Below are 3,775 nucleotides of genomic sequence, written 5' to 3' on the forward strand. Positions count from 1 at the left end.
CCTTTTTTTAATTCAAATTCGTATCTTAATTTATCATTACTTATTTTGTATGAATTAGCTAGTGCAGGAATTAATTCTTTATTATTATTTTTATAAAACAAACCTAAATATAATAAATTTACTAAATCATCATTTGGATTATAAATTGGATTTATATTATTTGGTTGATTTTTCATAGCTACTTTAATTAAATCAGCAGATAAAAAATTAATTGAAAATACTAAAAATAATAATAAAAACTTTTTCATAAGTATCCTTAAAATAGCAAGTAAAAAACTTGCTATTTCGTGATTAGAAGTTAGCTTTAATTTGTGCTACCCAGTTTGCAATTCTTTCGTCTGTTAAATCTTCTTGATTGTCATTATCTAATGCAAGACCAACGAATTTACCATCAACTACTGCTTCTGAATCTTCAAAATCATAACCATCAGTTGAAACTGCTCCAACTAAATTTGCACCAGCTTCTTTTAATGCCGCAGCTAATTTACCCATACCGCCGCAGAAAGTATCAGAATAGCTTGAACTATCTCCCATACCAAATACAGCTACTGTTTTACCAGCTAATTTTAGACCACTAAAATCAAATGAATCCCAATCATCTTGTAAGTCACCACTACCCCAAGTTGAAGTTCCGCAAACTAATTTATCAAAACCATTTAGTTTATCAGCATCAACATCAGCGATATTTAATAATTCAGCACCTAGTGCTTCTGCAATTTTTTCTGCTGCGCCTTCTGTATTTCCCATAGCACTTCCGAAAACTACTGCTACTGACATAATTATCTCCTTAATTTGATTTGCGACATAATTTTACCATTTGAAATTATTGTTAATCATTAACCAAATTCTTTTTACAAAAACCTTAATTATATTAATTTATTTATATAAGAATAAATTAATATCACTTATCAAAAATCCTTATTATTACTTCATAATAATTATTAAACTAAAAATATTATTAAAAAATTTTTATTATTTACTAAGTATATTTTATTTTAAAATAAAATTATTATTAAACTTATTTTTTAATTAGGAGGTTTTATGAAAACTAAAGATAGAAGAGACTTTTTAAAGTTTTCTGGCTTAGTGTATGGCTCTATTTTAATGCCTAATATTGCTTTATCTAATAGTATAGATATTGATGATATAAAATGGGATGAATATTATGATGCAATAGTAATTGGAAGTGGTTTTGCAGGAAGTGCAGCTATGCTAAGTCTTTTGGATAATGGTATTAAAAATGTTGTTATGATTGATAAAATGCCTTATTTAGGTGGCAACTCGGCTTATTCAGGTGGTTCAATGGCTGTTGCTGGCTCAAAATTACAAGCTAGAGATGGAATAGTTGATGATATTAATCTACACATACAAGATACATTAAAAAGTGGTAAGAATTTAAATGATTTAGAATTAGTAAATATTATGATAAATGATGGAGTAAAAACTCTTGATTGGCTTATAGATAATGGAGTTAATTTTAAGTGGGTTAGCAGAAGTGGTGGTCATAGCGTTCCACGCTCTCATTCAGCAGGTGCAGGTAGTTATATCACAAGACCATTACAAGAACAAATTCTTAATAGAGGCGGTAAGATTTTAACAAGAGTTATAATGGATGATATTTTATATGATAAAAATCATAAAGTTGTTGGAATTAAAGTAAGAGAAAAATATCAATTTAACTTTGAGCGTGGATATGAAGAAAAAAACAATGAAAGTGGAATTACTAAATATTATAGAACCTTTGGTGGTATTATCTTAGCTACTGGTGGTTGGGGAGCTGATTTAAAATTTAGACAAATATTTGACTCTAGTTTAAGAGATGATGTATTAACCACAAATCATTTAGGAGCTACTGGCTACACAGCACAAAAACTAATAAATGATAATGTTAAATTCATAGATATGCAATATATTCAAAGTATGCACGTAACAAGTCAAGATGAAGGCGGTTTTGGATTTGCTTATAGATGGATTACTAGGGCTTATGCTTATGGAATGATGGTAAATCCTAAAACAGGAAAAAGATTTGTAAATGAAATTACTGATAGAAAACAAGGTAGCGATGCAATATTAGCTATGAATGAAAAAGGTTTAAATCCACCTGTTTTAATTATGGATATAAATGGCACTAAAACGGTTGATATAGAAGATTTAAATAGGGGCTTATTGGTTGGTGCTGTAAAACAATTTGAAACAATGGATGAATTAATAGCTCATTATAATATCAATAAAGAGCCTTTCTTAGAGCAGTTAAAAAGATACAATGAATATGTTGAACTTGCTTCAAAAGATAAAGATTATAAAGACCCAGAATTTAATCGCAATTTTTCAGATTACAAAGGAAAGTATATAAAAATAGAACAAGCTCCATTTTTTGCTGCAAGACCAGGACCAAAAGTTCATCATTGTATGGGTGGAGTAAAAACTAATAAAGATTGTGAAGTATATGATAATGATATGCAATTAATTCAAGGTTTGTATGCGTGTGGAGAAATTACTGGCGGAAGACACGGATATAATAGATTGGGTTCTAATGCGGTTTTAGATTGCTTAGTTTATGGAAAAAGAGCTGGAAATACTCTAGCAAAAAATTATAATTTATTAAGGGGTTAGCAATGAGATTTATTACTATTATATGTTTATTTGCCTGTTTTTTATTTGCAAATGAAAATGTATTGAAGGATTCGTTAGGAAAAGTAAATGTAGATTTTAGTGAAAAAGCCTATGAAGTGAAAGGAATTCATAAAAAATTAAATCTTAAGTGTAATGATTGCCACCTAGAAGCACAAGCAAAAGATTATTCATCAGCTATGCTAAATAGTTGTATAAAATGCCACGGGGATTATTCAAAACTAGCAGAATATACTGCAGGTTACGGACATAATAACAATGTTCATCAAAGCCCACATTATGATAAATTAGACTGCGATAATTGTCATAAAACTCACAAACCATCTGTTAATATGTGTGCTAGATGCCATAGCCAAGAAATCTTAAAAAATTTAAAAGTAAAATAAAGGAGAATACATGAAAAATAAAATAGCTTTTACTTGTATGATAGTAATCATAACTCTTGTTTTAGTATTCTTAGGAGAAAAAATTGTTCATGTAACAGGCAAATATCCGTTTTGTGGGAGTTGCCATTCTTGGGATGGACCTATAGCAATCACAAATGTTAATGATGATATACACGGGGCTAAAAATCCTAAAGGAGTGGTAGTTAATTGTGCTGATTGTCATTTACCACACGATAATTTGGCAAAATACTTATTGACTAAAGCTAAAAACGGAATAGCAGAAGGCTTTACAACTTTAACAAAAGACCCGACTAAAAAAGATTGGTTAGCAAATAGAGAACACGCTAGAAAAAATTATACTTTTGATAGCTCTTGTCTAAAATGCCACGAAAATGCTTTCGTAAAAGACAATGAAAGCACATTACCAATCCATCTTACTTATCTAAGCTTTAAAGGTAGTGCTGATGAGATGAAATGCACCGATTGTCATAAACATGTAGGGCATAAAGATTTAGCACAAACTTTATATGATTTAAAGGACACAACTCCACATAGTTGGGAAGATTGGGAAAAACAAAGAGCTAAGCAATAAGCTTAGCTAATAGAATTTAGAATTAATTCTAAATTCTATAAATTCTTTTTCAAACTTAACTCAAATTCTTTTTCAAACTTAACTCAAATTCTTTTTCAAACTTAACTCAAATTCTTTTTCAAACTTAACTCAAATTCTTTTTCAAACTTAACTCAAATTCTTTTTC

5 protein-coding genes are annotated in these 3,775 nt (G+C 29.3%); 3 read left to right on the forward strand and 2 right to left on the reverse strand.

All coding sequences use genetic code 11. The features are described from left to right. On the reverse strand, window positions 1–248 hold a 248-nt coding region (locus tag KJQ97_RS08955; RefSeq protein ID WP_214120627.1), incomplete at its 3' end, for a hypothetical protein. 43 nt (window positions 249–291) lie between these two features. After that, entirely contained in the window at window positions 292–777 is a 486-nt protein-coding gene (gene fldA, locus KJQ97_RS08960; protein WP_214117907.1) for a flavodoxin FldA, read from the reverse strand. 264 nt (window positions 778–1,041) lie between these two features. Between fldA and KJQ97_RS08965 the strand changes: the two genes are divergently transcribed. Genes KJQ97_RS08965 through KJQ97_RS08975 form a run of 3 tightly spaced genes read left to right on the forward strand, consistent with a single transcriptional unit; the run spans window position 1,042 to window position 3,609 of the window. Next, window positions 1,042–2,613 (forward strand): flavocytochrome c, encoded by a 1,572-nt coding sequence (locus KJQ97_RS08965; RefSeq protein ID WP_214120628.1) that lies wholly within the window; start codon window positions 1,042–1,044, stop codon window positions 2,611–2,613. Window positions 2,614–2,615: 2 nt separating this feature from the next. Then, window positions 2,616–3,017 carry a cytochrome c3 family protein gene (locus tag KJQ97_RS08970; RefSeq protein WP_214120629.1) on the forward strand — a complete coding sequence of 134 codons (402 nt, stop codon included), beginning with the start codon at window positions 2,616–2,618 and terminating at the stop codon, window positions 3,015–3,017. Between the two features lie 10 nt (window positions 3,018–3,027). Further along, the gene (locus tag KJQ97_RS08975; protein WP_214117904.1) at window positions 3,028–3,609 is read left to right on the forward strand and encodes a cytochrome c3 family protein; all 582 of its coding nucleotides are present in this window, start codon (window positions 3,028–3,030) and stop codon (window positions 3,607–3,609) included. Window positions 3,610–3,775: the final 166 nt, after the last annotated feature.

The organism is Campylobacter sp. 2018MI01, assembly GCF_018501205.1.
In the GTDB taxonomy this organism is placed as follows: domain Bacteria; phylum Campylobacterota; class Campylobacteria; order Campylobacterales; family Campylobacteraceae; genus Campylobacter_E.

Coding starts and splice junctions, on each gene's coding strand:
- fldA (WP_214117907.1), bottom strand. CDS start 777: ATGTCAGTAGCAGTAGTTTTCGGAAGTGCTATGGGAAATACAGAAGGC.
- KJQ97_RS08965 (WP_214120628.1), top strand. CDS start 1,042: ATGAAAACTAAAGATAGAAGAGACTTTTTAAAGTTTTCTGGCTTAGTG.
- KJQ97_RS08970 (WP_214120629.1), top strand. CDS start 2,616: ATGAGATTTATTACTATTATATGTTTATTTGCCTGTTTTTTATTTGCA.
- KJQ97_RS08975 (WP_214117904.1), top strand. CDS start 3,028: ATGAAAAATAAAATAGCTTTTACTTGTATGATAGTAATCATAACTCTT.